The following is a 25,821-nucleotide window of genomic DNA, read 5'->3' on the forward strand; positions in this document are numbered from 1 at the left end:
CCTTGCGCGAGGACGTGGGAGACGGCGACCTCACCACCGAGTGGACGATAGCGCCCGAAGCCCGCGCCCGCGGGCGGTTCGAGGCCAGGCAGCCGGGTATCGTCTCCGGCCTCTTTCCGGCATGTCTCGCCTACCAGGAGGTGGACCCCGGCCTGGAATTCCAGGTCTTCCTCACCGATGGCGACCGGGTCGAAGGCGGCCAGCCCATTGCGGAAGTACGGGGAGACGCGCGGGCGGTACTGACCGGTGAACGCACGGCCCTCAACTTCATGCGCCACCTTTCCGGCATCGCCACGTTGACCCGTCGATACGCGGACGTCGTGCAGGACACCCGCGCACGTATCGTGGATACACGCAAGACGACGCCCGGACTCCGTGAGCTTGAAAAACGGGCCGTACTGCACGGCGGGGGTGAAAACCACCGCCACGGCCTTTTCGACATGGTGCTGATCAAGGACAATCATATCGCCGCCGCGGGAGGCATCCTCGCCGCGGTGCGTCAGTGCAGATCAAAAAGGGAGCAAACCGGCCGGCGCGTGGCCATCGAGGTGGAGACCAGCGACCTGGCCCAGGTCGAAGAGGCGGTGTGCAGCGGGGCGGACTGGATCATGCTGGACAATATGAACGACGAAACGATGCGGAAGGCGGTCCGGGCGATCCGGGCGGACCAAGCGGGCCAGGCGGACCAGGCGGGCCGCAGCATTCGCGCCGGGTCATTGCAAGACCGGTCCATCGTAATCGAGGCGTCGGGAAGGATCACGCTGGACCGGGTGGAAGCGGTCGCGCAGACCGGCGTCGACATCATATCCATCGGCGCCCTGACCCATTCCGCGCCGGCGCTCGACATCAGCCTGGATATCGATACATCAGCCTGATCGGACGCGACGGGACCGGCACCCCGCCACCAACGCCGGGATTCGGCACCTGCTTCCAGCCTGAACGGGAACGACGATGAAAACGAAACAGCGAGCCAGGACCGTTGCCCTTGGGGGATTCCAGGATCGATTCGACACGGACCGATTGCGCGCCGCGTTGCCGGCGCGGGGTTTCGGCCGCGTATTGAGATACAGCGATCAGGTGACGTCCACCAACGATGTGATCCTGGACATGGCCGAAGACGGCGCTCCGCACGGGGCCGTCTGCCTCGCCGAAGAGCAGACGGACGGACGGGGCCGGCGCGGTTACCGGTGGTATTCGCCGCCCGGATGCGGCATATGGGCTTCCGTTCTCCTGCGGCCATGCCTGTCCGCCTCCCGCACCCCACCGCTCACGTTGTGCGCGGCGGCCGCCGTGGCCCGCGCCTTGGAGGCGACCGCCGGGGTAACCGTGGAAATCAAGTGGCCCAACGACCTGCTGATTCGAAACCGCAAGGTCGCAGGCATGCTTGCGGAGACCCGCGTCACAGCCTCGGACGAGCCCGTCGTCGTAGTCGGCATGGGGATCAACGTAAATCATACCCGCGCCCTGTTTCCAGAGGACATCTCGGAATCCGCCACGTCGCTTCGAATCGAATCCGGCGGGCCCTTTGCGCGGCAGGACCTGTTCCTGGCCATCCTGGCTTCCTTCGAATCCGCCTACGAGCGCTTCCTGGGTTCCGGACCCGGGTCCCTGATCGCCGAGGTAAACGCCCGGCTCGCCTGGCGCGGACGGCTGGTCGAGGCCGAATCCCCCGCCGGAGCCGCCGGCCGGCTGTCCCGCGTCGACGAAGAGGGCGGCCTGCTCCTCGAAGGTGAAAACCGCGGTGCCGTCGTGATCCGTTCAGGTTCCATCCGGCTTCGTCCCGATCGATAAACCCTCGGCGCAACACCCTTCCTGCATCGCGCCGAACAAAAAACTTGCATTCTCCGACCCCTCTTCATATATTAGCAGACTGGACGATCGAGTGCTAATCGTGAATGCGCTACTTGTTGTATACATAAGCATTTAGTCCATGATAAAGCGCGGGCGGCACGTCCTGCCCGCCGTGATCGGAAACACCCGGATACGACCGGGAAATCATAGGGGGAAGCAGCAGTGTCAGCAAAACAACTCTCCTTCGACGCAGACGCCCGCCAAGCCCTCAAAAGAGGCGTGGACGCCCTGGCGGACGCGGTACGTGTCACCATGGGTCCCAAGGGTCGATGCGTCGTGCTCGATAAGAAATTCGGTTCGCCCACCTTCACGCTGGACGGCGTCACCGTGGCGAAGGAAATCGAACTCGAGGACAAGTACGAAAACATGGGCGCGCAGATGATCAAGGAAGCCGCGTCGAAGACCAGCGACGTGGCCGGTGACGGGACCACGACAGCCACCGTGCTCGCCCAGGCCGTTTTCGCGGAAGGCTTGAGGAACGTGACTTCCGGCGCCAATCCCATGGATCTCAAGCGGGGTATCGACAAGGCCGTGTCCGAGGTAGTCGATGCGATCGCGGACATGTCCAAGGCCGTGGAAGGCCGGAAGGAAATCTCGGAAACCGCCACCGTTTCCGCCCATGGCGACTCGACGATCGGCGATCTGATCGCGGACGCGATGGAAAAAGTGGGCAAGGACGGCGTCATCACCGTCGAAGAGGCCAAGAGCATGGAAACCTCCCTCGACGTCGTCGAAGGCATGCAGTTCGACCGCGGTTATCTCTCCCCTTACTTCGTTACCGACTCGGAGTCCATGGAAGCGGTGCTGGAAGACACGAAGATCCTGATCCACGACAAGAAGATCAGCGCCGTCAAGGATATATACCCCGTCGTCGAGAAGATCGCCCAGAGCGGATCCCCGCTGCTGATCATCGCCGAGGACATCGAGGGCGAGGCCCTTGCCCTGCTCGTCGTGAACAAGCTTCGCGGCACCCTGAAGGTCGCCGCGGTCAAGGCGCCCGGTTTCGGCGACCGCCGCAAGGCCATGCTCGAGGACATCTCCATACTGACGGGCGGTACAGTCATTTCCGAAGACGCCGGTTTCAAACTGGAGAACGTGACCGTCGGCGATCTCGGTACGGCCAAGCGCGTCAACATCGACAAGGACAATACGACCATCGTCGAAGGCGCCGGAAGCACCGACGCGATCCAGGGCCGCATCAACCAGATCCGGGCCCAGATCGAGGAAACCACCTCCGATTACGACCGCGAGAAGCTGCAGGAACGCCTGGCCAAACTGGCGGGCGGCGTGGCGGTAATCAACGTGGGCGCCGCGACGGAAGCGGAGATGAAGGAAAAGAAGGCCCGCGTCGAAGACGCCCTGAACAACGCCAAGGCGGCCATTGAGGAAGGGGTCGTTCCGGGCGGCGGCGTTACCTTCATCCGCGCTTTGTCCGCGCTGGAGAACGGATTGGACGCGGAAGGCGACGAAGCAGTAGGCGCCAACATCGTGCGCAAGGCGCTCGAGGCGCCCGTGAGACAACTGGCGGAGAACGCCGGTCTCGAAGGCTCCATCATCCTGCAGAAGATCCGGGAAGGCGAGGGCGGATACGGTTACAACTTCGAATCCGATACCTACGGCGACATGTCCGCAACGGGCGTGATCGAGCCGGCCAAGGTTTCCCGTGTCGCGCTGCAGCACGCCGCGAGCATCGCCGGCCTGCTGCTTACCACCGAGGCGCTGGTGGCGGAGATGCCGGAAGACAATCCGCCTCCGGCCATGCCCCACGGCGGCGGCATGTATTAAGCGCGGTGAAACGATAACGAACCGGGCGACTGCCGGTTCACCGAAAAACCCCGGTGGCGCCACCGGGGTTTTTTCTTGCTGCGGACCTGCCCCGTTTCTATATTCCCCCGAAGATCGGCGGCTTGTTCGGAATCATGTCCTCGGGACGTAGAGACCATGAGAAACCCGGTGGTTATAGAACGGGCGGAACGACTTCACCAGGTCCCGCTGAACCGCCCCCTGGAACATTCGCGCTATCTCAGAAGGCTTGCCGCCAGGGGGATCGAGCCCATTGATCTGACCACGGGCTCAACCGAAACCTCTATCCAGCCGGAAACCATGGAGAGGTCATTCAACGCCATGGCGACCGCTGGCGGACCGGACCATCCAGGCGGACCAGGCGGACCAGGCGGACCAGCAGATCCGGCCGAGGCGGGCCGACTCGCAGGCGCCGGGTTCCGCAGGGTATTCAGCAACTGGTTCGCGTATCGGTTCGACGTGGAGATCGATCCGGACGTGCACGTCCTGCCCTTCGCGGGCGCCGCCGCGGGACCGGCCAGCGTGGCCATGGCACTGGTCAACCCAGGTGAAACCGTGCTGGTCCCCGACCCGTCCCATCCGGCTTACCGGACCAGTGCCGTACTGGCGAACGGACAGATCCATCCCTATCCCCTGTACGGACGGAACGATTTCCTGCCCAACCTGAAGCAGATCGAGTCCGGCGTAGCGGGTCAGGCAAAGCTGATGTATATCGGCTATCCGAACGATCCCACGGGGGCCGTGGCGGACCATTCGTTCTTCCGGGAACTCGTCGATTTTGCGCGACGGCATAACATCATCGTCTGTCACGATGCCACCCAGCACTTTCTGACGTACGACGGGATCGAAGCCCCCAGCCTGTTGCAGACGCCCGGCGCGATGAACCTGGGAATCGAGCTGTTCTCCCTTTCCGTGCTGCCCGGCGGGGTGTTCCGCGACCTGAGCGTCGCCGTCGGCAATCCATCCGCCCTGGCCGCCATGTCCCAGTTGACCTCCCATTTGCACGCCCCGCTTCTTCCCGGCCTCCAGGCGGCCGCGGCCGCGGTGTTTCCGGATTTGAACCGGCACGTCGAAGAGGCGGCTTCGAAACACCAGTTGCGGCGGGACCTGATGGTATCGGGATTGCGGGACCTCGGCTGGAACCTGCGCGCTCCCCGAGGCGGTCCCTACGTGTGGCTTCCCGTACCGCCCCGCTATTCTTCCGTTCGATTCAGTGTCTTGCTGCGCAAGGCGGGCGTGTTCGTCGTGCCCGGCGTGTACCTGGGCGAATACGGCGAAGGATACGTCCGTATGGCCTTCAACGTCAACGAATCACAGATACAGACCGTGCTGGAACGCATAGACCGGCTGATGTCCCGTTTCCGGTTGCGCAAGCGGGCGTTTCCTGCTGTCAGCCTGGCCTGAACGAATCGATCCCATGCCCGAAGACCGGATCAGCGTGCGGGGCATTCACGCTTTTGGCCATCATGGCGCGACTGCCCGGGAACGGACACAAGGGCAGGTCTTCGAAGCCGACGTCGGCCTGTGCCTCGAACTGTCGGGGGCTTCCCGCTCGGACCGCCTGGCCGACACCGTGGACTATGCGGACGTCTGCCGGCGCGTGGAACGGATCCTCGGCGGCAAGCCGCACCGGTTGCTCGAGGCGGTCGCCGGCCGCGTGGCCGACGAACTGCTCTCCGCCTATCCCCGGGTGGACCGCGTTGTGGTCAGACTGCGAAAGCCCGCCGCGGCCCGGACCCTGCGTGCAGGGACCGTCGAGGTCGAGTTGAATAGAAGCAGAGAGGTGGAAAACACCGGCCGGTAAGGTGCGAAATGGCGTCTGTCGCCCTGGGACTGGGCAGCAATATCGGGGATCGGATCGCATGGTGCCGGCGGGCGGTGCACGAACTGGCCGAACATCCCGAGATCCGGATCTTGCAGCGGTCGTCGTGGTATGAGACGCGGCCGGTGGGCTATGCCGGCCAAACCGACTTCGTCAACGGCGCGGCCCTGCTGGAAACCACCCTGGCGCCTGTACCGTTGCTCGATACGCTTAAGGAAGTCGAACGGCGTCTGGGACGGTCGGCCACGTGGAAGAACGGACCCCGTGAAATCGACCTCGATCTGCTGCTGTATGACGACCTGGTACTCGATCTTCCCGGCCTTGACCTTCCTCATCCCGCCATGGCGGAGCGGGCCTTCGTGCTCGTTCCGCTTTCGGAGATCCATCCGGACCTGGTTCACCCGGTGCACGGGCGGACCGTAGCGGATCTGCTGGAAGACCTGAAACCGGTGGACCATCTCGTCCGCCACCTGGCCCGGAAATGACAGGAGACCCGATGGAAAAGGCAAGCAGCGATCTGATCACGGTGATCCTGGCCGCCGGAAAAGGCACCCGGATGCATTCGGACCTGGCGAAGGTGCTGCACCCATTGAACGGCCGGCCCATGATTCACTACGTGCTCGACACCGCACGGGCGCTTCGGTCGCGACGGATCATCGTCATCGTCGGCCACCAGGCAGACGCGGTTCGGCGGGAACTGGCCGGAATGTCCGTGGAATTCGCCGTGCAGGAAGAACAACGGGGTACCGGGCATGCGGTCCGCCAAGCGGGACCGCTACTGGCCGGTGAAAAAGGCGTCGTCCTCGTCCTCGCCGGCGACATGCCCCTGATCCGTAACTCCACCCTGGAGGCGTTGATCCTCGCCCACCGCCGGGAAAGCGCCGCGGCCTCGGTACTTACCGCCCGCGTCGACGATCCCACGGGCCTGGGGCGCGTCCTTCGCGACGACGCGGGACACATCGATCGGATCGTCGAGGAAAAGGACGCCACCCCGGAACAGCGCGCGCTGAGGGAGATCAACACCAGTACGTACTGCTTCGAACCCACCCGGCTGTTAGGGGCCCTGGATCGGCTCACGCCGGAGAACAGGCAGGGCGAATACTATCTGACGGATACCATCGGGATTCTCCGCCGGGAGGGCCACCGCGTTGCGGACGCGCCGGCAGGGATGCCGGAAGAAACCATCGGGATAAACATGCCGGAACATCTGTCGGCGGCCGAATCGTGGCTGCTGGAAGACGCCCGTGCACGCGTCCCCCAACGGGGAAAAAACAGTTGACACCACCCACTTCCGCCAGTATATATAGGGGTCTGGAAAGCGAGTCGAGTTCCGCCTGTCGAGCCTGGGTTCGATTTGACAGGCAGGACTGCGTAAAGGCCGGGGTAGAAAAGGGGGATCGCATGGTGAAAGGAGTCGGTCGATGATGAACTGTTGGTACCCTACCTATGTTTCCCTTCCTGGTGTTTCTCCCTAGTACGCTCTCCGGTATTCTTTGGAAAACCAAGATCGTTTGTCACACGGTCATCATGCAGACCGGAATCCGGACGTGAACCGTGTGGAATCTGCCATGGCGAGACAAGACGTCCAACCCGCCGGAGGCCGGCAGGACTCCGTTTCGGACGGTAACCGGCGCGGCGGCCGGTGGCGCGTCCGATTGCTGGAAGGCGTGATCGTTCTCCTGATCGGACTGAACGCATACCTGGTTTACTCCGTGGCGACATCGTCGGCCTTCTCTTCATCCGCCGGACGATCCGCCGAGGCGGTACTCGACCCCTCGGCCTTCGAGATCCAGGTGGAGGTCCTGAACGGATGCGGAGAACCGGGAATCGGGCAACTGGTCATGCGTTTCCTCAGGGAACAGGGATTCGACGTGGTCCATATCGACAATGCGGATCACTTCGGGTATCGCGAAACGATCGTGCTGGACCGCAGGGGCGGGAACGGTCCGTCCGAGGCGGCCCGCGCCGTCGGCGGCGCGCTGGGAACGCCTAACGTACTGCTCCAGCAAAACGATGAACGCATGGTGGACGTATCGGTGGTTATCGGCAGGGACTACAACGAACTGCTGTTTCACGAGGAGAAGGACTGACCGTGGCATTGGCATCGCAGGAAATCGCGGAGCAGGCGACCCTTTCCATGCTGGCCAAGAACGCGGCGGACGTGATGATTATCGATCTCAGGGGACTCTCCTCCATAACGGACTACTTCGTCATCGGGACGGCCGGTTCCGAACCGCAGATCAAGGCGGTCGTCGAGCAGGTGACGGTGGATCTCAAGGAGAGAAAGACGACCCCGTGGCACACGGAGGGCAAGCAAAGCTGGCGATGGGTCCTGCTCGATTACGTGGACGTGGTGATACATGTGTTCAGAGGCGAGGTCCGCTCTTTCTACGGACTCGAGCGACTCTGGGGCGACGCGCCCCGCGTCACCGTCTCGGCGGACGCGGCAACGGGTGAAATCATACGCAGTCCCGATGTGGGCGCGGACGGGGACCGGGTGGACGTGCTGGAACACGAGGCATAGGATTTGGGCATACTCGTAGTCGGTACGGTGGCGTTTGATTCGGTGAAGACGCCGGAAGGGGAGGCAAGCGACGCGGTCGGAGGTTCGGCGACTTATTTTTCCGCGGCCGCCAGTTTCTACGCGCCGGTGGACGTCATCGCCGTCGTGGGGAACGATTTCCCCCTGGATTCCCTGGATTTCCTGCGGGAGAGACAGGTCGACATATCCGGCCTGGAGATAAGGGAAGGCAAGACCTTTCGCTGGGCGGGCGAATACGCCGCCAACATGAACGACCGGCGCACGACCGACACGCAGTTGAACGTGCTATCCGGTTTTCGACCCGTTCTGGCGGACCGGCATCGCGAACACGATCACGTGTTCCTGGCGAATCTCGATCCGGACGTGCAGCATGAAGTGTTGTCCCAGTCGGGCGGTCCGGGCCGCCCCGGCATCGTCGCCTGCGACACCATGGACTTCTGGATCGACGGGAAACGGGCGTCCCTGCTGTCGATGCTGAACCGGGTGGACGTGCTGATCATAAACGACGGGGAGGCCCGTCAGCTGGTGGACGACTACAACCTCGTGCGGGCGGCGGAACGCATCCTGGATCTCGGCCCGCGGGCGGTCGTCGTCAAAAGAGGCGAGCACGGCGCGACGCTCTGTACCCGGGACATCTGGTTCGCCGTTCCTTCGTACCCCGTATCGTCCGTAATCGATCCGACGGGTGCGGGGGACACGTTCGCGGGGGGCTTCATGGGTTACCTCGCCCGGTCGGGCGATACCGGCGTCGATGGCTTGAAACGCGCCATGGTGCACGGCAGCGTCATGGCTTCGTTCAACGTGGAAGATTTCAGTGTCCGGCGTCTGGCGTCCCTTACCGAGGATGAGATTTCGGACCGGCACGATCGATTTCTGGAGATGATCACGCCTTAAACGCTCCGGAGATGATCACGCCTTGAGCGGCATCGCGTCCATGGAGACAGATCTGTCATGAATTTTACGACCATCCGGTGGGACCACGACGAAAGCGCCCTGGTGCTGCTGGATCAGACGCGCCTGCCCGGCGAAGTCGTGTATGAGCACTGCCGGGATCTTCCGTCCGTGGCGGAGGCCATCCGGCGGCTGAAAGTACGGGGGGCGCCCGCCATCGGCGTCGCCGCGGCCTTTGGCGTCGTCGTCGGCACCCGGCACAGCCGCGCGGCCGATTACGCGTCCTTCAGCCGGGAAGTCGACGACGCCGTGGACCTCCTGGCGGCGACCCGTCCGACGGCGGTCAACCTGTTCTGGGCCCTGGAGCGCATGCGCCGAGCCGTCCGGGAACACCAGGGAGCTCCCGTGGCGGATCTCAAGAACGCGCTGCTCAGGGAAGCTGAGGCGATACAGGCGGAAGACGAAACCACGTGCCGGCTGATCGGGGAGCACGGCGCCGGCCTGCTCCATTCGGGACAGACCGTACTCACCCACTGCAATGCCGGCGCGCTCGCCACGTCCGGGACGGGTACGGCCCTCGCCGTGGTGTACCAGGCGCACAGCGAAGGAAAGCGGATTCACGTGTACGCGGATGAAACGAGGCCCGTCCTGCAGGGCGCCAGGCTGACTTCCTGGGAACTGGCCCAGGCGGGCATAGGCGTCACGCTCATCTGCGACAACATGGCCGCCCAGGTCATGAAGGAAGGCCGGATAGACTGCGTGATCGTGGGCGCGGACCGCGTGGCCGCCAACGGCGACGTGGCCAACAAGATCGGCACCTACGGCGTGGCCGTGCTGGCCGATGCGCACGACGTGCCCCTGTACGTGGCGGCGCCCTTCTCTTCTATCGACCTGTCCATCGAATCGGGCCATGAGATTCCGATCGAAGAACGCGCGGCCGCCGAAGTCAGCCAGGGGCCGGGCGGACGCACCGCACCCGAGGAGGTGGCGGTGTACAATCCCGCATTCGACGTAACCCCGGCCCGTTACGTTGCTGCGATCATCACCGAACGCGGCGTAGCCAGGCAGCCCTACGCCGAAAGCCTCGCCGCGTTGTCACACCAGGAATGGGAACCGGCCGTCACCGGATAAAGGAGCGTGTACCATTTATGAAAACACCCACGGTTAAAATGGAAGACCTGACGCGTGACTGGCACGTCGTGGACGCCGACGGCAAGGTGCTGGGCAGGCTGGCCAGCGAAGTGGCCAAGGTCCTGCGCGGCAAGCACAAGCCCATCTACTCGCCGCACCTGGACACGGGTGACCACGTCATCGTCATCAACGCGGAAAAGGTGGTTCTGACGGGCAAGAAGCCGCAGAACAAGCTCTACTACCGCCACAGCGGCTATCCCGGCGGTCTGAAGACGATCAGCTACGAACGCATGGCCGCCCGCCATCCCGACCGGGCGCTGCGCATGGCCATTAAGGGCATGTTGCCGCACAACGCCCTCGGCCGCCAGATTTTCCGTAAACTCCGCGTGTACGCCGGCGCGGAACACCCCCACAGCGCCCAGAAACCGGTCGCGCTGGACATATAAGGAGAGCAACGGAGCATGAATTCGGATAGCCATGGACATCACGCAGTGGGCAGAAGGAAACGCGCGGTCGCCAAGGTCTGGCTGCGCGCGAAGAAGGAAGGCGCGAGCCACCAGGTCAACGACAAACCGCTGCTCGACTACTTCGATCGGCCCGGCCTCGTCGCCGCGATCGAGGAACCCCTGGTGCTCACCGAGATGAACGACCAGGTGGTCGTTTTCGCCCGGACCTTCGGCGGCGGGAAGACCGGCCAGGCCGGGGCGCTGAGGCTCGGCATAGCGAGGGCGCTGAAGGACATGGACGAAAGCCTCCACGCCCCGCTTCGCGAAGCGGGCATGCTGACGCGGGATTCACGCATAAAGGAACGCAAGAAGTATGGACTGGCCGGCGCACGGAAGCGGTTCCAGTTCTCGAAGCGTTAATTTACGGGACGCAGGCCTATCCGCCTGCCAGACAAGGAGATCAGAACCGCTAATGGGGATTCCTACCATCCAGGATTTGCTGGGCGCAGGCGTTCACTTCGGTCACCAGACCCGGCGCTGGAACCCGAAGATGAAACAGTTCATATTCGCTGAGCGTAACAATATATACATCATCGACCTGAAGAAGACGCTCAGCCAGATCGAAATCGCGTACAACGCCGTGCGCACGGCCGTCGAGAGAGGGCAGTCCGTCCTCTTCGTGGGTACGAAGAAGCAGGCCCGGCCCGTCATCATCGAAATGGCGCAGCGATGCGGCATGTTCTACGTCGCGGAGCGCTGGCTCGGCGGCATGTTGACAAACTTCCAGACGATACAGACCAGCGTCAAGCGGCTGGAAGAGCTCGAGAAAATGAAAGAACACGGCACCATGGACGCGCTCACGAAAAAGGAAGCCGCGAGCCTGGAAAAGGAACGCGAGCGCCTGCAGAAGGTCCTGGGCGGAATCCGTGACATGCGCGACCTGCCCGGCGTCATTTTCGTGGTGGACGCCCGGAAGGAACGCATCGCCGTCGCAGAGGCGAATACGCTGGAGATACCCATCGTCAGCATCCTGGATACGAACTGCGATCCCGACCTGATCGACTATCCCATACCCGGAAACGACGACGCGCTCCGGTCCATCGGTCTCATCACAGAAGTCGTGGCGAGCGCCGTGGAGGAAGGACTGCGCAACTCGGGCCGGGCCGTTCCGTCGGATGAAGCGCCGGTCGAGGAAGTCGAAGAAGAGGCGTAATCCGGATTCGTGGCCGGAGAAAGGCGGCCGTAGCGGATGATCGATGTCCGCTAAGAGTTTCATGTATCCATGACTATATCAGCAAGCGACGTAAAGACCCTGAGAAACCAGACCGGCGCCGGAATGATGGACTGCAAGCGGGCCCTGCAAGAATCCGAAGGAAGTATAGAGAAGGCGGTCACGCTCCTGCGTGAAAAAGGCATCATGGCGGCGTCCAAGAAAAGCGCCCGGGAAGCGAAAGAGGGCATCATTCATACCTATATCCATCCGGGCAGCCGTATCGCCACAATGGTCGAGATGAATTGCGAGACCGATTTCGTCGCCCGGAACGAGTCCTTTCAGACCCTGGCGCACGATATCGCCATGCAGGTGGCGGCCACGCGTCCCCTCGCCGTGGACCGGGACCAGATCGAAGAGGCCGTGCTGGACAAGGAGCGGGAGATATACTGGAACCAGGCCCGGAACGAGGGCAAGCCCGATCACATCATCGAACGGATCGTCCAGGGCAGGATAGAGAAATTCAACCAGGAAAACTGCCTGCTGGAACAGCCGTTCATCCGGGATACCGACAAGACGGTGCGGGACCTGATCACGGAGGCGGTGGCCACGCTGGGCGAAAACATTATGGTAAGACGGTTCGTCCGGTACGAACTGGGCGGAGAATAGCGCGCCGTACCCCTTGCCGGTAGGATCGACACCGGTTTTCCGTTGCCAACGAGGTGTATCGTGGAAGCCAAAGAGATCATCAGAGAAACCAGTCGAAAAATGGATCAGTCCGTCGAGGTGCTTCGCATGGAGCTCTCCGGCGTACGGGCGGGCCGGGCCAATCCCGCCCTGCTGGACAACATCCAGATAGAAGCCTACGGAACCATGACCCCCATCAACCAGGTCGCCACCATCAACACGCCGGACGCGCGCACGATCTCGATCCAGCCCTGGGACAAGCAGATGATCTCCGAAATCGTCCGGGCCATCCAGACGTCCGACCTGGGACTCATGCCGAATTCCGACGGGAACGTCATCCACCTGCCGGTCCCCCAGCTGACCGAAGAGCGCAGGCTTGAATACGTGAAAGTGATCAAGAAACTGGGCGAGGACGGCAAGATCGGCATCCGGAACGTACGCAGGGAAATGAACGAGCGCATCAAGGCCGAAGAAAAAGCCCACCGGATGTCGGAAGACGAAAGCAAACGGCATCAGAAGACCATCCAGGATCTCACCGACCAGCATACCTCCTCCATCGACAGCGCCATATCGGTAAAAGAACAGGAAATCCTGGAGATATAGGCGGAAGCCGGCCATCCGGATCCATACCCGCCAGCGGCACATTCGGGGGTGACGTGGGTCGAGACGCAGAGAAAGACCGGGCGGTCTCAGAAGGACTGGATCCGGAGCGCATGCCCCGCCACATCGCGTTCATCATGGACGGCAACGGGCGATGGGCGAAGAAGCGGGGGCTTGCTCGGGACGAGGGGCATTCCGCGGGGGTGGAGTCCGTTCGCGAGATGATCCGGTGCGCCGGGGAGTTCGGCGTCCGAATACTCACCTTCTTCGGGTTTTCGACCGAGAACTGGAACCGGCCCCGGCGTGAAGTCGCCGCCATCATGCAGCTGATCGTCGAATCGCTGCGCGGCGCCTTCGACGAAGCCACCCGGCACGGGATCCGGGTCTCCTTCCTGGGCAGGTGGGACGAGCTGCCGGAAACCAACCGGCAGGTCATTCAGCAGATCACGGAACAGACGGCGGGCAACGACCGCCTGCTGTTGAATTTCGCCCTGAACTACGGCGGGAGACAGGAGATCGTCGAAGCCGCGCAATGTATCGCCATGGACGTCCAGGCGGGCAGGCTGAATCCTGAAGCCATCGACGAATCGCTTTTCGCGTCCTATCTGTACACGGAGAACCTGCCCGACCCCGACCTGCTGATCCGGACCAGCGGCGAGATGCGGATCAGCAACTTCCTGCTGTATCAGCTGGCTTATACCGAAATCCTGGTTTCTCAGGTGCTGTGGCCCGATTTCTCGCGAAGCCATTTCATCGGAGCCGTCAGGGACTACCAGTCGAGGGAGCGCCGTTTCGGAAGAACCGGCGAGCAGGTCTCTTCTCCCAGCGCGTAACGGAGTGAATCTCCATGGCGGCCTTCGCGGAGACCCGGGTTCGTATCACCGTGGGTGCGGTGGTCCTCCCGTGCATCGTGTTCCTCTGCTGGATCGGCGGAACGAGCCTCTTCGTCTTCGTCACCCTCGTCGTGCTCTTCGGCCTGCGTGAATACCACGGCATCGCCGCGGCCAAAGACATCAGTCCCAACTGGTTCATCGGCGTGCCCGCGGCCATTCTGCTGTGTGTCGACGCCTGGCTGAACGCGGGCGGCCACGCCCCGCTGATCCTCACGGCCCTGCTGCTCCTGTCCACCTCGGCGGAGGTGTTCAGAAAGAGCGCGGGTTCGCCCTTTCAGAACGTGGCCGCCACGGTGTTCGGCGTGGTCTATATCGGACTCCTCGGCAGCCATCTGATCCTGCTCGGCAAATGGCCGATCGGCGATCCGGCCGTCGTAATGTGGGGAGAGCGGGCCATGACGCCGGCCCTGCTCGCTTTCGCCATACCCTGGTCCTACGACGCCTGCGCCTATTTTACGGGCAGGCTGCTGGGACGCCGCAAGCTGCTGCCCCGCATCAGCGCGGGCAAGACCGTAGAGGGCACCGTCGGAGGGCTTATCGGGGCCGTCGCATTCATGTTCGGACTCCGCTACGCGCTGTTTCCCTTCCTGAGTCCGCTTCACTGTGTCGTCCTGGGCGCCGCGGGCGGCATGGCCGCCCAGGTCGGCGACCTCGCGGAATCCCTGGTAAAACGGGACGCGGGCCTGAAGGATTCCTCCCGTATCATCCCGGGGCACGGCGGTATCCTGGACCGGTTCGACAGCGTGTTCTTCGCGGCGCCTTTCGTATATTACTACCTGGCCTACCTGGCCGGTTGAGCACCAGACAGGAGCGTCCCGAGACCATGAAGCGCATCGCGATCCTGGGTTCGACGGGTTCCGTCGGAACGCAAACGCTGGATGTCATCGCGGCCTTTCCGGACCGGTATGCGGCCCACAGCCTGACGGCCAATACCCGGGTCGATCTGCTGGAGCAACAGATCGCGCGTTTCCGTCCCCGCATGATCGCCGTCGCCGACGGGGACAGGGCGGACAGGCTCGTCCGGGGCGACGCCGGGCTCGGCCGCGGCACCGGCGCGCCGTCGATCCACACGGGCGTGGAAGGACTGATCGAAGCCGTCGCCCACCCCGACGTGGACCTGGTGATCAGCGCCCTTCCGGGGAGCGCGGGTCTCGTCCCCACGCTCAAAGCGATCGAAGCGGGCAAGACCATCGGACTGGCCAACAAGGAGATCCTGGTCATGGCCGGGGAGGTCGTCATGGAATCGGCGCGGCGGAACGGCGTGGACATCCTGCCCGTGGACAGCGAGCATTGCGCGGTGCACCAGTGCCTCGCCGGACAGGACCCGGACCGGATCGAGCGCGTGATCCTGACGGCCTCGGGCGGCCCTTTCCGCAACAGCGATCCGGCAGCGCTGACGCGGATTTCCACGACGGACGCGCTGAACCATCCCACGTGGAACATGGGACGCAAAGTCACCATCGATTCCGCGACGCTCATGAACAAGGGATTCGAGGTCATCGAGGCCCACTGGCTCTTCGGCCTCCCCGTGTCGAAAATCGACGTGGTGATCCATCCGCAGTCCATTATCCACTCCATGGTCGAGATGGTCGACGGGTCTTTGCTGGCGCAGATGGGTCCCACCGACATGCGCATACCGATCCAGTATGCTCTCTCTTACCCGGAACGCCTGGAAACCCCCTGGCCGCGATTCGACATCACGCGGAGCTGGTCCCTGACCCTGGATCCGCCCGATGAGGACACGTTTCCCTGCCTGGGGCTCGCCTACGAGGCCAGCCGCCGGGGGGCCACCGCGCCCGCCGTGCTGAGTACGGCCGACGAAATGGCCGTAGAGGCCTTCCTCGAGCACCGGATCGGATTTACCGACATACCGGGCATCATCGCCGATGCCATGGACCGGCACGCGGCCGCGGCGGACGGCTCGGCACCCGTGACGCTGGAATCCATCGTGGCGGCGGACCGGTGGACCAGGGCGTACTGCGGGAAAAAGTTGATTGCCGGGTGAAGGTGGCCGCCTGTATATTTCTGTGTCATGTTATCCGCCGCGCGAAGTGCGCGTCGAGGGTATGAGAAAAGGTAAGAAAAGAACGGAGTTTCCGGCATGTTAACCACCGTGCTATCGGCGATTTTCGTCCTCGGGCTGCTGGTCTTCTTCCACGAGCTGGGCCACTTTCTGGCCGCCAAGCGCATGGGTATCCGGGTGGAGCGGTTCTCCCTCGGGTTTCCGCCCAAGATGATCGGCAAGACCATAGGAGACACCGAGTACTGTATCTCCTGGATTCCCCTGGGCGGCTACGTGAAAATGGCCGGAGAGCAACCCGACCGCCAGTCGGAGGAGAAGGCTGGCGAGCCCGGGGAATTCCAGTCCAAGTCCGTGAGCGCGCGCGCCTTCGTCATCGCGGCGGGTCCCGGGGCGAATTTCGTCCTCGCCTTCATCATCTTCTGGCTGTTCTACGTGACCATGGGCGTGATGCTCGTCGACACAACCACCGTCGGCCGGGTGGACAGCCGAAGCCCTTACGCCGCGGCGGGATTGCAGGTCGGCGATGAGATACTCGAAATCGACCAGGCGCCCGTCGATACGTGGGAGGATGTCCAGCGGCAACTCGCGTCCGGCACGGCGGCGGCCGTGGCGCTGAAGGTGCGCCGGGAGGGACGGGACCGTACGGTTGAAGTGCGGTATGACGGTACGGGCGCGGCGGAGCGGCTGGCCGGCCTGGACTACTTTCGGGCGTCGGCCGTGAGCACGGTCATACCGGATTCTCCGGCGGAGAAGGCCGGTCTGAGGCCCGGGGATGTCATCACTTCGGTAGATGGCGTCCCGGTTACGCAGTGGTACGAGATGGTCGACCAGATCCGAGGCCGGCCGGGCATGGAAACCACGGTGTCCTGGACCCGAAACGGGCAATCTCACCAGGTGAGCATCGTCCCCAATACGGCCCAGGACCTGGACCGGGAGACCGGGGACGTCATCGATATCGGCCAGATCGGCATTACCCAGCAGGATCACCTGAAGCGCAGCCCGGTGGGGCTTGTCTCTTCCGTCAGCCTGGCCGGGACGCAGCTGGCCGCCGTCACCTACACCATACTCGGTTTCGTCAAGAAGCTGGTCATGGGCCAGGTGTCCACCGACTCGGTGGGCGGTCCCATCGCCATCGCCCAGATGGCCGGAGACAGCGCCCGCCAGGGTCCGAGCAGTCTCTTCAGTTTCATGGCCTTTCTGAGCATCAACCTCGCCATACTGAACCTGTTGCCCATACCCGCGCTGGACGGCGGCCAACTGCTCATCCTGGGCGTCGAGAGCGTGCTGCGGCGTCCGCTTTCGCTCAGGTACCGGCTGGTATGGCAGCAAACAGGCATGGCCCTGCTGCTCTTGCTCATGGTGTTCGTGGTGTTCAACGACGTTACGCGGATATTCCGGTAGACACGTGATGACAGGTGCGAATATGACGGCGGGAAGCCGGTCGGCCGCAAGAGCCACTGCCTGGGGAATCTTGCTGCTCTGCGTGGTGCTGGCGGGCATCCATCCCCCCCTGCACGCGCTCGGCCAGGTGAACCGCGCCAAGGCCCTGGAGTTCTATGCCCAGGGCGGCCTCTACGACGCGCAGAACGACCGGGTCAACGCGATCAAGGCCTATCTGCAGGCCCTCGAGTACGATCCGACCTCCGCCGAGATCCACACCGCGCTGGCTGTGGACTACTACCTCGTGACTCAACGCGACCAGGCGCGGCAGCATGCCGCGAAGGCGGTGGAACTGGATTCGACGGCGACGGACGCATGGCTCGTGCTGGGAAAGTACAACGCCGACCTGGGCAGGTACCTGCCGGCCCGGGCCGCGTTCGAGCGGGTCGTCTCGCTGGAACCGGGTAACATCGAAGCCCACATCGCCCTGTCGCAGCTGGCGGAACGCCTGAACGACAGGGAGGCCGCCCTTCGGGCGCTGGAAACGGTGAGCCGCCTGGCCCCCCGCAACGCCGAATTCCATTTCAAACTGGCCGACGCCTACCGGAAGCGGGAGATGTACGACAAGGCGGTCATCGAGCTGCAGAAGGTCCTCGACGACTACCCGGATTCGATCCCGGCACGGGTGGCCCTGACGGAAATCTACGAGTTCAGGCGGCAGTGGGACCGGGCCGTGGCCATGTACCGGGAGATCATCGCCCTGGGACCCGATCGGGAAGCTGCCCTGAGGCACCGGCTCGCGCGGATCCTGATGTTCCTCGGCAGGCCCGACGAAGCGGCCGCCGAGTACCGGTTGCTGCTCGAATCCAACCGGACGTCCCCAGCGCTGTGGGCGGAACTGGGCGATGCTTACCAGGCCGGCGGCCGTGACGATCAGGCGCTGGCGATCCTGCGGGAGGGCCTGGATGTTCATCCGAATTCATCGGAAATCCTCGGAGCCCTTGGAGAAGCGCTGCTCAACCAGGACAAGCCGGAAGAGGCCGTCGCTCCGTTGACGAAGGCCGTCTCCTTGAACGGGGAGGATGCGAAACACTGGATCAACCTCGGCCGGGCATACCGGAGTACCGGGAATCTTGAGCGGGCCGTGAGCACGCTGAGGGAAGGCCTGGGCGTCATGGGAGAGAACCCCGATCTCTTCATGCACCTCGGATTCGTCTACCAGGAATCCGGCGCCCATCCCCTTGCCGTCGCCGCTTTCAAATCGGCCATCCGGGTAGATTCCGGACACGCGCGAAGCCGGATAGCACTGGGATACGCCCTCATTGAACAGGGCATGTTGCAGGATGGGATCGCCGCCCTGAAAGAAGGCGTGGAGTCGCTGCCGGACGACGTCACCCTTCGCCTGAACCTGGCGAACATCTACCTCGAACACGAAATGTACAACCAGTCCATCGACCAGGCTCAGAAGAGCATCGGGATAAACCGGCACGACCCCCGGGGATGGATCAGCCTGAGCCTGGCCTATCTGCGGCAGGACAAGCACGAACAGGCGGAGCGCGTGCTCAGCCAGGCCCTGTCGTTCCTGCCGGAGATCCCCGAGCTTCACCTGTACCTGGGCGTCAGTTACCTGTCCCGCGAGGCGTTCGAACAGGCGGGGACGCAATTTCGAAGGGTCGTGGACCTCAATCCGGAGGATGGCAGGGGATGGATAAACCTCGGCCTGGTGCACCTGCGCCAGGAAGACTTCGAAGGCGGTATCCAGGTCCTCCGGGACGGCCTTGAAATCGATCCGGAGAACCCCGAACTGTGGTTCTACCTCGGTTACGCCCATACGGAGCAGGAAAAGTACGAGGAAGCCATCGAGATCACGGAACAGGCGGTAGCGCGCTTCCAGGCTCACCACCGCCTCCATTTCCTGCTCGCGCAGAACTACGACCAGTCGGGCCAGTTCGAGAAAGCCGTGGCCACCTTCGAGACCGCCCTGACCATCGATCCCGACGACATCTACACGCTGAACTACCTGGGATATATCCTGGCCGACAAGGGCCTGCGGCTGGACGAAGCCAAGGTGATGATCGAGAAAGCCCTCGAGCAGAGCCCGGAGAACGGTGCCTTCCTGGATAGCCTGGGATGGGTGTATTTCAGGCTGGGCGACTACCGGAAAGCGCGGTTCTACGTGGAAAAGGCCCTCCAGTTCGAAGATACGAGCGCCACGGTACACGACCATCTCGGGGACATTTACAGCCGGCTCGGCATGAAAAGAAGCGCCATCCGCTACTGGGAGCGCGCCCTCGAGATGGAAGACGTGACCCCCGAGGAATCCGAAGAGATTCTGCAGAAACTTCAAGATGCCAGGTAAACCGACCGGTCCGGTCCGGTCCGGCCGCGGTTGGCGGGGCCGGATACTCGCCTGCGCCGGTCTTTTGCTGTTTTCCTGTCGACCTCCACATACCGTACCTGTTCCTCTGCCGGTTGATCAGTTGCTGCGGGAAATGGATGAGGCCTCGGCGCGCCTGCGGGATCTAAGAGGCAGCGCGCGCATCGAGACCTCTTTCAAAGGCCGGCGGGGCCGGGCGTCGCTTCGGATTCGGTACCACAGTCCCGCGCGATTCCGCATCGATGTGCACGGCACCATGTTCCAGGTGCCCGACATCCTCCTCGTCGATGACAGGAAGGTCCGGCTCTACCTGCCCCGTGAAAACACCGTCTTCGAAGGAGAACTCGGGACACGGTACGTCACCATACCCGGGCTCGATCTGACCCTGGAGGACATACGCGCCGCCGTAACCGGGACCATGGAACCAGGCAGATACGCCGGGATGCGAATCGTCGAATACCGCCACGGCGGAGGGACGGCAGCCGTCACGCTGCAGGACGGCGGGGCCAACCGGTCGCTGCGGATCGACACCGAAAAAAAGACGGTCACCCGGGAGGCCTGGGAATCCCCCGCGACCCGGGAATCCGTGGTACGGACTTTCGAACGTTTCCGGAAACGCAACGGGATCTGGATACCGGGATCGGTACGTATAACACGGAGCGGCGGGATGTCCGGCACCGGCATGTCCGGCACCATCGAACTGACGTACAGAACACAGTCGGTCAACCGGGGACTGCGGCCCGCGGGCGTCGACGTGCGCCTGCCGCAGACGGTCACCCGCCGTCCGCCGGAGGAAGCTACGGCAATCTCCGAGACCACGGACGAAGACGAAGCTTCGGGCCCCGGTGTGCCGCGGGAGCGTTTTCCCTGAACGCCGGGTGATTTACGGCGGCGTGTCACGGAGCCCGGCCCCTTCCCGGAACCCCGCCGGACGAGCGCCGGATCTCCGACAAATCCCTTGACAGCAGGCTGGCGGAGCGTCTATATTGCTTGCTCGATTCGTAGTCGATGGTGGGCATAGCTCAGTTGGTTAGAGCGCTAGACTGTGGCTCTGGAGGTCGCGGGTTCGAATCCCGTTGCCCACCCTGCAAGCGGAATGCTCTCGTCTCAGCCGGAGGGGATAAAGACGCGCGCGTCGCATGCCGATCGGTCCGGTAACGCGGACCAGCCGATGTAGCGGGCAGAGGAGACCAGCCGAATCCCATGGTAAACGCGACAGACCTGCGCACCGGAATGACCATCAGGATCGATGGCTCCATTTACCTCATCACGGGCTGCGAGCACATCAAGCCCGGCAAGGGAACGGCCTTTTCGCGCACCCGTCTGAAGCATATCCATACCGGGGCCGTGATCGACAAGACGTACAAGGCCTCGGACAAGCTCGAAGACGTGCGGGTGGAACGCCGCAAGGCCCAGTTCCAGTACGCCGACGGGGACATGTACTACATGATGGACCTGGAGACCTACGAGCAGGTACCGGTCGGCGCGGCGATCATCGGGGACAACAAGGATTACATAAAGGACAGCATGACGCTCGAACTGCTCACCGCGGACCAGGGCGTCGTGGGCCTCGAGATGCCGAATTTCATCGAACTGGAAGTGACGCAGACCGACCCGGGTATCCGCGGCGATACCGCGACCGGCGGCACCAAGCCGGCCACGCTCGAGAGCGGCGCCGTGGTGCAGGTCCCGTTGTTCATCAATCCGGGCGACGTGCTGCGCATTGATACGCGGTCCCGCGAATACGTGGAGCGGGTGTAACCGCCCTCCCGAGGAGCCTGTCATGGGAATCGACGAGGTGCTCAAGCTGATTGAATCGCTTCGGGATACCGACATCCAGGAAGTCGAGGTGGCCGAGGGCGACCGGAAGATCCGGATCGTCCGCATGACGCCCGGGGCGCCCGCGGCGGCGGTCCCCGCGCCCGCGGCGGACCCGCTCGCGTCGGCCGCCGCACCGCCTGTCGAGAACGTGTCGTCAGACAACGGACCGGCAACCGATGCCGACAGTACCTACGTCGAGGTGAGTTCGCCCATGGTGGGTACATTCTACCGGGCGCCCGAGCCCGACGCCGAGCCCTTCGTTCAGGAGCAGGACCGGATCACCACCGGCCAGCAGCTGTGCATCATCGAAGCCATGAAACTGATGAACCCCATCCAGTCCGAATTGAACGGGCGCGTGATGGCCATCCTGGTGGAAGACGCTCAGCCCGTCGAGTACGGCCAACCGTTGTTTCTGATCGAACCGGCATAGGCATCGATGTTTCAGAAGATCCTCATCGCCAACCGCGGCGAGATCGCCCTGCGTATCATCCGCTCGTGCAAAGAGTTGAACATCGCGACGGTGGCCGTCCATTCCGAGTCGGACCAGGACTCCCTTCACGTCCGCTTCGCCGACGAGGCGGTCTGCATCGGCAGTAACTCGCCCAACGACAGCTACCTGAACATCCCCCGCATCATCAGCGCGGCGGAAATCATGAACGCCGACGCCGTGCATCCCGGATACGGGTTCCTGTCTGAAAACCCCCACTTCGCCGAAGTCTGCGAATCCTGCGACATCGCCTTCATCGGACCGCCGTCCAGGGCTATCCGCCTCATGGGCGACAAGGCCGAAGCGCGAAAGACGGTGTCGGCGTCCGACGTCCCCACCATTCCGGGAACGGAAGACACCGTCGCCGACGAGGACGCCGCGGTGGAGGCTTCCCAGGAGATCGGATTTCCCCTGGTGATCAAGGCCTCCGCCGGCGGAGGCGGACGGGGTATCCGCATCGTCCGCGACGCGGGCGAGTTGCGCGAGGCCTTCCGCCTGGCTTCGCGCGAAGCCCAGAACGCCTTCAACAACCCTGCCCTGTACCTGGAAAGGTATATTGAAAAGGCCCGGCATATCGAGGTGCAGGTCCTGGGCGACCGGCACGGCCAGGTCGTCCACCTCGGCGAGCGGGACTGTTCGATCCAGCGGCGCCGGCAGAAACTCATCGAAGAGTCGCCCTCCCCCTTCGTCGACGACGACCTTCGTTCCGGGCTGGGAGAAGCCGCCCTGCGCGCGGCGCGGGCGATCGACTACGAAAACGCGGGGACCGTCGAGTTTCTGGTGACGGAGGACCGCCAGTTCTACTTCATGGAAATGAACACGCGCATCCAGGTGGAACATCCCGTGACGGAAATGGTCGTTTCACAGGACCTCGTGAAGGAACAGATCCTCGTTGCCTCGGGCCGTCCCCTGGGCTTCTCTCAGGAAGACGTCCAGCTGCGCGGACACGCCATCGAATGCCGGATCAACGCCGAGGACCCGGACCGGAACTTCATGCCGTCCACGGGCGAGATCACGAGTTTTCACACGCCGGGCGGATACGGTGTGCGGGTGGACAGCCACGTGTACGCCCAGTACGTCGTCACGCCGTTCTACGACTCCATGCTGGCGAAGCTCGTCGTCTGGGGAAAGGACCGGGAAGAGGCGATGACGCGGACCGAGCGAGCCCTGGACGAGTTCATCGTCGAAGGCATAAACACGACGATACCGTTCCACCAGTTCATGTTGAAGCACCCCACCTTCCGTTCCGGGAAGGCGGACACGGCTTTCGTTGAATCCCTGAGTTCCCTGAGTTGACGAACCGACCGGTGGCGGCGGCCCGCATCGGACCTAGGCGCCGGAGAAAGGAACGCATGAACACGCCCTCAGATCTCCGCTATTCGACTGAACACGAGTGGGTGCGCCTGGAGGGCGACATCGCCACCGTCGGCATCACGGACTTCGCGCAGTCCGAACTGGGTGACATCGTCTTCGTGGAACTGCCTTCGGAAGGCGACCCCGTGGCCGAGATGGGCGTCTTCGGGGCGGTGGAAGCCGTGAAGACCGTGTCGGACCTCTACAGTCCCATGGGCGGGACCGTGACGGAGGTCAACGACGACCTGGAAGACAACCCCGAGGCGGTCAACCAGGACCCCTACGGCGACGGATGGATGATCAGGCTGAAGGTGGACGACGCGGGCGCCTTCACCAGCCTGATGACCGCCGCCGATTACCGCTCCTTCACCGGCGCCTGAGGGACCGCCGATTACCGCTCCTTCACCGGCGCCTGAGGGGCCGGCTCCAGCGGAGTATCCATGACGTACATTCCCAACACCGATGCCGACCGGCGTGCGATGATGGCCGCCATCGGCATCGAGTCGGTCGAAGAACTGTTGGCCGGCATCCCCCGTGACGTTCGCCTCGACGCCCCGCTGGATCTCCCGCCGGCCCTGTCCGAACTCGAACTCCACGATACGATGGGCGAGATGGCCGCCCGGAACGCCTCGGCCGACCGGATGGCGTCCTTCGTGGGCGGCGGCATGTACGATCATTTCGTTCCAAGCGCCGTCGGCCACCTGGCCGGCCGCTCGGAATTCCTGACTTCCTACACGCCCTACCAGCCGGAGGTGAGCCAGGGGACGCTCCAGGGCATCTACGAATTCCAGACGATGATCTGCGAACTTACGGGCCTGGACGTGGCCAACGCTTCCATGTACGACGGCGCCTCGGCGACAGCGGAGGCGGCCATGCTGGCCCGGTCGGCGACGGGGCGCAGCCGCGTGCTCCTGGCGGGCGGCCTGCACCCCCATTACGCCGAAACCGTATACACTTACGCCCACGGTCCGGGCATCGAGGTGGAGACGCTACCCCGTACCGGCGGCACGCTGGACCCTGACCGGCTGGCGTCCGCCCTGACCGACGACACGGCCTGTGTCATCGTCCAGCATCCCAACTTCTTCGGCTGCCTGGAATCCATGAGAGACCTGGAACGGACCGTGCATGCCGCGGGTGCCCTCCTGGTCATGGCCGTGGACCCGATCTCCCTCGGGATCATCGAATCTCCGGGCGCCTATGGCGCGGACATCGCCGTGGGAGAGGGGCAGTCCATGGGAAACCAGGTGAGTTACGGCGGACCGGCCCTGGGTTTCTTCGCGACGCGGGACCGCTTCGTCCGGCGCATGCCCGGGCGCATTGCGGGACAGACCGTCGACCAGGAGAATCGCCGGGGGTTCGTCCTGACGCTGCAGGCCCGGGAGCAGCACATCCGGCGGGACAAGGCGACGTCGAACATCTGCACCAGCCAGCAGCTCAATGCCCTGATGGCGACCATCTACCTGGCGCTCGTTGGAAAACAGGGGTTGAAAGAGGTTGCGGAACTGTGTCTCCACAAGAGCCACTACGCCGCCGAGCGTATCGCGGACCTGTCCGGCTATGAGCTCGCCTTCGACCGGCCGTTCTTCAAGGAATTCGTGGTGCGGACGCCGGTATCGCCCGGCGAGATCGTGACCCGGCTCACCGAGGACGGGCTGCTGGCCGGCATCGACCTGGGCCACTTCCCGGCGCTGGGCCTGGAAGACGGCCTGCTGATCGCGGTGACGGAGCGGCGGACGCGGGTCCAGATCGACCGGCTGGTCGAAGCGCTGGGGCAGTTCAGTTGATTCTGAACGGCGGACTTCGAGCTGCTGAGCCGCGACCGCGGACTTCGATCCGCTGGGTCTGAGAGGACCTGCAGAAGCAGCGCCGCCTAAAACGGAACAGACGCATCCTGAGAGGAACAAGATTGTCGGAACCGCTTATATTTGAGCTAAGCTCCCCCAGAAGAAGGGGTGTTTCGCTGCCCGCGCCAGACGTGCCCGCCAGGCCGGTTTCGTCTTACCTGCCCGAAGCGGACATCCGGAGCACACCGCCCGGACTGCCCGAGGTCAGCGAGGTCGACGTCGTCCGCCACTATACCCGGCTGTCCACCCTGAACTACCATCCCGACCGGGCCATGTATCCCCTCGGATCGTGCACCATCAAGCACAATCCGAAAGTAAACGAGGACATGGCCGCCCTGCCGGGATTCGCGCGCCTGCACCCCATGCAGCAGGACGAGACCTGCCAGGGCGGTCTTCAGCTGATGTACGAACTCTCGCGGGATCTCGCGGAAATCGCCGGACTGGAAGGCGTGACGCTGCAGCCCGCCGCCGGTGCCCACGGCGAGTTGACCGGCCTGATGATCATGCGGGCCTACCACGAGAGCCTGGGACACGCCCGGCGCAAGGTCATCATCCCCGATTCGGCCCATGGCACCAACCCGGCCAGCGTCACCCTGGTGGGTTACTAGACGGTGCAGATCCCGACCAATGCCCACGGGCTCGTGGACACCGGCCGGCTGG

The 25,821-nt window shown here is 63.7% G+C and carries 28 protein-coding genes and 1 tRNA gene; all 29 read left to right on the forward strand.

The window, feature by feature from the left end; translation table 11 throughout:
* The first annotated feature begins 2 nt into the window (after nucleotides 1–2).
* The 29 genes from nadC to OXG98_00595 all read left to right on the forward strand — a co-directional run bounded on the left by nadC (nucleotide 3) and on the right by OXG98_00595 (nucleotide 25,769).
* Entirely contained in the window at nucleotides 3–875 is an 873-nt protein-coding gene (gene nadC, locus OXG98_00455; GenBank protein MCY3770484.1) for a carboxylating nicotinate-nucleotide diphosphorylase, read from the forward strand.
* Nucleotides 876–951: 76 nt separating this feature from the next.
* Entirely contained in the window at nucleotides 952–1,791 is an 840-nt protein-coding gene (locus OXG98_00460) for a biotin--[acetyl-CoA-carboxylase] ligase (GenBank protein ID MCY3770485.1), read from the forward strand.
* A 222-nt stretch (nucleotides 1,792–2,013) separates the two neighbouring features.
* A complete protein-coding gene (gene groL / locus OXG98_00465; protein MCY3770486.1) occupies nucleotides 2,014–3,636 on the forward strand; it encodes a chaperonin GroEL in 1,623 nt (540 codons plus the stop codon).
* 156 nt (nucleotides 3,637–3,792) lie between these two features.
* Entirely contained in the window at nucleotides 3,793–5,058 is a 1,266-nt protein-coding gene (locus tag OXG98_00470; GenBank protein ID MCY3770487.1) for an aminotransferase class I/II-fold pyridoxal phosphate-dependent enzyme, read from the forward strand.
* A 13-nt stretch (nucleotides 5,059–5,071) separates the two neighbouring features.
* A complete protein-coding gene (gene folB, locus OXG98_00475; GenBank protein ID MCY3770488.1) occupies nucleotides 5,072–5,458 on the forward strand; it encodes a dihydroneopterin aldolase in 387 nt (128 codons plus the stop codon).
* A gap of 8 nt (nucleotides 5,459–5,466) precedes the next feature.
* On the forward strand, nucleotides 5,467–5,961 hold the full coding sequence (gene folK / locus OXG98_00480) for a 2-amino-4-hydroxy-6-hydroxymethyldihydropteridine diphosphokinase (protein ID MCY3770489.1): 495 nt from the start codon (nucleotides 5,467–5,469) through the stop codon (nucleotides 5,959–5,961).
* Between the two features lie 11 nt (nucleotides 5,962–5,972).
* Nucleotides 5,973–6,755 carry an NTP transferase domain-containing protein gene (locus tag OXG98_00485; GenBank protein ID MCY3770490.1) on the forward strand — a complete coding sequence of 261 codons (783 nt, stop codon included), beginning with the start codon at nucleotides 5,973–5,975 and terminating at the stop codon, nucleotides 6,753–6,755.
* A 289-nt stretch (nucleotides 6,756–7,044) separates the two neighbouring features.
* On the forward strand, nucleotides 7,045–7,566 hold the full coding sequence (locus OXG98_00490; GenBank protein ID MCY3770491.1) for a LytR C-terminal domain-containing protein: 522 nt from the start codon (nucleotides 7,045–7,047) through the stop codon (nucleotides 7,564–7,566).
* A 2-nt stretch (nucleotides 7,567–7,568) separates the two neighbouring features.
* Nucleotides 7,569–8,000, forward strand: coding sequence for a ribosome silencing factor (rsfS, locus tag OXG98_00495; protein ID MCY3770492.1), 432 nt, complete (start codon nucleotides 7,569–7,571; stop codon nucleotides 7,998–8,000).
* Between the two features lie 3 nt (nucleotides 8,001–8,003).
* Nucleotides 8,004–8,912, forward strand: a complete 909-nt coding sequence (locus OXG98_00500; protein ID MCY3770493.1) for a PfkB family carbohydrate kinase — start codon at nucleotides 8,004–8,006, stop codon at nucleotides 8,910–8,912.
* 57 nt (nucleotides 8,913–8,969) lie between these two features.
* Nucleotides 8,970–10,040 (forward strand): S-methyl-5-thioribose-1-phosphate isomerase, encoded by a 1,071-nt coding sequence (gene mtnA / locus OXG98_00505; protein MCY3770494.1) that lies wholly within the window; start codon nucleotides 8,970–8,972, stop codon nucleotides 10,038–10,040.
* A 17-nt stretch (nucleotides 10,041–10,057) separates the two neighbouring features.
* A complete protein-coding gene (gene rplM / locus OXG98_00510) occupies nucleotides 10,058–10,486 on the forward strand; it encodes a 50S ribosomal protein L13 (protein ID MCY3770495.1) in 429 nt (142 codons plus the stop codon).
* A gap of 15 nt (nucleotides 10,487–10,501) precedes the next feature.
* Nucleotides 10,502–10,906, forward strand: a complete 405-nt coding sequence (rpsI, locus tag OXG98_00515) for a 30S ribosomal protein S9 (GenBank protein MCY3770496.1) — start codon at nucleotides 10,502–10,504, stop codon at nucleotides 10,904–10,906.
* 52 nt (nucleotides 10,907–10,958) lie between these two features.
* The gene (gene rpsB / locus OXG98_00520; GenBank protein ID MCY3770497.1) at nucleotides 10,959–11,699 is read left to right on the forward strand and encodes a 30S ribosomal protein S2; all 741 of its coding nucleotides are present in this window, start codon (nucleotides 10,959–10,961) and stop codon (nucleotides 11,697–11,699) included.
* A gap of 69 nt (nucleotides 11,700–11,768) precedes the next feature.
* Entirely contained in the window at nucleotides 11,769–12,365 is a 597-nt protein-coding gene (gene tsf / locus OXG98_00525; protein MCY3770498.1) for a translation elongation factor Ts, read from the forward strand.
* 99 nt (nucleotides 12,366–12,464) lie between these two features.
* Nucleotides 12,465–12,986, forward strand: a complete 522-nt coding sequence (frr, locus tag OXG98_00530) for a ribosome recycling factor (GenBank protein MCY3770499.1) — start codon at nucleotides 12,465–12,467, stop codon at nucleotides 12,984–12,986.
* Between the two features lie 53 nt (nucleotides 12,987–13,039).
* Complete coding sequence (locus OXG98_00535) at nucleotides 13,040–13,816, forward strand: isoprenyl transferase (GenBank protein ID MCY3770500.1); 777 nt, start codon at nucleotides 13,040–13,042, stop codon at nucleotides 13,814–13,816.
* A 14-nt stretch (nucleotides 13,817–13,830) separates the two neighbouring features.
* The gene (locus OXG98_00540) at nucleotides 13,831–14,673 is read left to right on the forward strand and encodes a phosphatidate cytidylyltransferase (protein ID MCY3770501.1); all 843 of its coding nucleotides are present in this window, start codon (nucleotides 13,831–13,833) and stop codon (nucleotides 14,671–14,673) included.
* Between the two features lie 26 nt (nucleotides 14,674–14,699).
* Nucleotides 14,700–15,881 carry a 1-deoxy-D-xylulose-5-phosphate reductoisomerase gene (locus OXG98_00545; GenBank protein MCY3770502.1) on the forward strand — a complete coding sequence of 394 codons (1,182 nt, stop codon included), beginning with the start codon at nucleotides 14,700–14,702 and terminating at the stop codon, nucleotides 15,879–15,881.
* Nucleotides 15,882–15,977: 96 nt separating this feature from the next.
* The gene (gene rseP, locus OXG98_00550; GenBank protein ID MCY3770503.1) at nucleotides 15,978–17,300 is read left to right on the forward strand and encodes an RIP metalloprotease RseP; all 1,323 of its coding nucleotides are present in this window, start codon (nucleotides 15,978–15,980) and stop codon (nucleotides 17,298–17,300) included.
* A 7-nt stretch (nucleotides 17,301–17,307) separates the two neighbouring features.
* Nucleotides 17,308–19,638, forward strand: coding sequence for a tetratricopeptide repeat protein (locus OXG98_00555; protein MCY3770504.1), 2,331 nt, complete (start codon nucleotides 17,308–17,310; stop codon nucleotides 19,636–19,638).
* Nucleotides 19,639–19,771: 133 nt separating this feature from the next.
* The gene (locus tag OXG98_00560; protein ID MCY3770505.1) at nucleotides 19,772–20,527 is read left to right on the forward strand and encodes a DUF4292 domain-containing protein; all 756 of its coding nucleotides are present in this window, start codon (nucleotides 19,772–19,774) and stop codon (nucleotides 20,525–20,527) included.
* A gap of 140 nt (nucleotides 20,528–20,667) precedes the next feature.
* A tRNA-His gene (locus OXG98_00565) sits at nucleotides 20,668–20,741 on the forward strand.
* A gap of 118 nt (nucleotides 20,742–20,859) precedes the next feature.
* A complete protein-coding gene (gene efp, locus OXG98_00570) occupies nucleotides 20,860–21,417 on the forward strand; it encodes an elongation factor P (GenBank protein MCY3770506.1) in 558 nt (185 codons plus the stop codon).
* Between the two features lie 22 nt (nucleotides 21,418–21,439).
* Nucleotides 21,440–21,907, forward strand: a complete 468-nt coding sequence (accB, locus tag OXG98_00575; protein MCY3770507.1) for an acetyl-CoA carboxylase biotin carboxyl carrier protein — start codon at nucleotides 21,440–21,442, stop codon at nucleotides 21,905–21,907.
* Nucleotides 21,908–21,913: 6 nt separating this feature from the next.
* Nucleotides 21,914–23,260: an acetyl-CoA carboxylase biotin carboxylase subunit gene (gene accC, locus OXG98_00580; protein ID MCY3770508.1), complete on the forward strand. Its 1,347-nt coding sequence runs from the start codon at nucleotides 21,914–21,916 to the stop codon at nucleotides 23,258–23,260.
* A gap of 56 nt (nucleotides 23,261–23,316) precedes the next feature.
* Complete coding sequence (gene gcvH, locus OXG98_00585; GenBank protein MCY3770509.1) at nucleotides 23,317–23,697, forward strand: glycine cleavage system protein GcvH; 381 nt, start codon at nucleotides 23,317–23,319, stop codon at nucleotides 23,695–23,697.
* Between the two features lie 60 nt (nucleotides 23,698–23,757).
* On the forward strand, nucleotides 23,758–25,101 hold the full coding sequence (gcvPA, locus tag OXG98_00590; GenBank protein ID MCY3770510.1) for an aminomethyl-transferring glycine dehydrogenase subunit GcvPA: 1,344 nt from the start codon (nucleotides 23,758–23,760) through the stop codon (nucleotides 25,099–25,101).
* 122 nt (nucleotides 25,102–25,223) lie between these two features.
* Nucleotides 25,224–25,769 (forward strand): hypothetical protein, encoded by a 546-nt coding sequence (locus tag OXG98_00595; GenBank protein ID MCY3770511.1) that lies wholly within the window; start codon nucleotides 25,224–25,226, stop codon nucleotides 25,767–25,769.
* The last annotated feature ends 52 nt before the right edge of the window (nucleotides 25,770–25,821 follow it).

This window comes from Gemmatimonadota bacterium, assembly GCA_026706345.1.
Lineage (GTDB): Bacteria > JAAXHH01 > JAAXHH01 > JAAXHH01 > JAAXHH01 > JAAXHH01.

What these genes read in the sequence shown, in the direction of transcription:
- OXG98_00460 (MCY3770485.1), top strand. Translation starts at nt 952, where the DNA reads ATGAAAACGAAACAGCGAGCCAGGACCGTTGCCCTTGGGGGATTCCAG.
- OXG98_00470 (MCY3770487.1), top strand. Translation starts at nt 3,793, where the DNA reads ATGAGAAACCCGGTGGTTATAGAACGGGCGGAACGACTTCACCAGGTC.
- folB (MCY3770488.1), top strand. Translation starts at nt 5,072, where the DNA reads ATGCCCGAAGACCGGATCAGCGTGCGGGGCATTCACGCTTTTGGCCAT.
- folK (MCY3770489.1), top strand. Translation starts at nt 5,467, where the DNA reads ATGGCGTCTGTCGCCCTGGGACTGGGCAGCAATATCGGGGATCGGATC.
- OXG98_00485 (MCY3770490.1), top strand. Translation starts at nt 5,973, where the DNA reads ATGGAAAAGGCAAGCAGCGATCTGATCACGGTGATCCTGGCCGCCGGA.
- OXG98_00490 (MCY3770491.1), top strand. Translation starts at nt 7,045, where the DNA reads ATGGCGAGACAAGACGTCCAACCCGCCGGAGGCCGGCAGGACTCCGTT.
- mtnA (MCY3770494.1), top strand. Translation starts at nt 8,970, where the DNA reads ATGAATTTTACGACCATCCGGTGGGACCACGACGAAAGCGCCCTGGTG.
- rplM (MCY3770495.1), top strand. Translation starts at nt 10,058, where the DNA reads ATGAAAACACCCACGGTTAAAATGGAAGACCTGACGCGTGACTGGCAC.
- rpsI (MCY3770496.1), top strand. Translation starts at nt 10,502, where the DNA reads ATGAATTCGGATAGCCATGGACATCACGCAGTGGGCAGAAGGAAACGC.
- rpsB (MCY3770497.1), top strand. Translation starts at nt 10,959, where the DNA reads ATGGGGATTCCTACCATCCAGGATTTGCTGGGCGCAGGCGTTCACTTC.
- tsf (MCY3770498.1), top strand. Translation starts at nt 11,769, where the DNA reads ATGACTATATCAGCAAGCGACGTAAAGACCCTGAGAAACCAGACCGGC.
- frr (MCY3770499.1), top strand. Translation starts at nt 12,465, where the DNA reads ATGGATCAGTCCGTCGAGGTGCTTCGCATGGAGCTCTCCGGCGTACGG.
- OXG98_00540 (MCY3770501.1), top strand. Translation starts at nt 13,831, where the DNA reads ATGGCGGCCTTCGCGGAGACCCGGGTTCGTATCACCGTGGGTGCGGTG.
- OXG98_00545 (MCY3770502.1), top strand. Translation starts at nt 14,700, where the DNA reads ATGAAGCGCATCGCGATCCTGGGTTCGACGGGTTCCGTCGGAACGCAA.
- rseP (MCY3770503.1), top strand. Translation starts at nt 15,978, where the DNA reads ATGTTAACCACCGTGCTATCGGCGATTTTCGTCCTCGGGCTGCTGGTC.
- OXG98_00555 (MCY3770504.1), top strand. Translation starts at nt 17,308, where the DNA reads ATGACAGGTGCGAATATGACGGCGGGAAGCCGGTCGGCCGCAAGAGCC.
- OXG98_00560 (MCY3770505.1), top strand. Translation starts at nt 19,772, where the DNA reads ATGGATGAGGCCTCGGCGCGCCTGCGGGATCTAAGAGGCAGCGCGCGC.
- efp (MCY3770506.1), top strand. Translation starts at nt 20,860, where the DNA reads ATGGTAAACGCGACAGACCTGCGCACCGGAATGACCATCAGGATCGAT.
- accB (MCY3770507.1), top strand. Translation starts at nt 21,440, where the DNA reads ATGGGAATCGACGAGGTGCTCAAGCTGATTGAATCGCTTCGGGATACC.
- accC (MCY3770508.1), top strand. Translation starts at nt 21,914, where the DNA reads ATGTTTCAGAAGATCCTCATCGCCAACCGCGGCGAGATCGCCCTGCGT.
- gcvH (MCY3770509.1), top strand. Translation starts at nt 23,317, where the DNA reads ATGAACACGCCCTCAGATCTCCGCTATTCGACTGAACACGAGTGGGTG.
- gcvPA (MCY3770510.1), top strand. Translation starts at nt 23,758, where the DNA reads ATGACGTACATTCCCAACACCGATGCCGACCGGCGTGCGATGATGGCC.